The organism is Priestia sp. SIMBA_032 (assembly GCF_046535215.1).
GTDB lineage: Bacteria > Bacillota > Bacilli > Bacillales > Bacillaceae_H > Priestia > Priestia aryabhattai.
The window spans coordinates 1-328 of record NZ_JAWRXD010000311.1 but is presented as its reverse complement, the minus strand read 5'-3'; the positions used below and the strand labels follow the sequence as shown (position 1 = coordinate 328).

The following is a 328-nucleotide window of genomic DNA, read 5'->3' as shown; positions in this document are numbered from 1 at the left end:
GCGCTCAATTCTTGGTGTACCGCTGCGCAGAGGGCGTTGGCCTCATGTTGGGGCTGAGGATGAGGCTGTTCTATGGAACCATTGGGTCAACCTTACCAAAGAGCTCAACACCAACTTAAAGGATCCTCGGTCTGTTCTTGATGTCGCAATGGTAATGGCTGAGCGGGAGAGGAGTCTAAATCTGGCCATGGTCTGGAGTACCATTCATAGCTGGATCAGTCAGGGCCTCGTGTGATGAGTGAAGGGGGCAATCACCGTTACACCCCGAGTAACCTCGACGCGCTAAATGCGCTGCTCAACTCTGCAAGTGCAGCACTCAGTGAGGCCC

The 328-nt window shown here is 54.3% G+C and carries 1 protein-coding gene; it reads left to right on the top strand.

Annotation, left to right across the window (positions count from 1 at the left end; translation table 11 throughout):
- The coding region (locus SB717_RS34535; protein WP_410907362.1) for an STY4526/YPO1902 family pathogenicity island replication protein at positions 1-235 on the top strand (235 nt) is incomplete at its 5' end.
- Positions 236-328 lie beyond the last annotated feature (93 nt).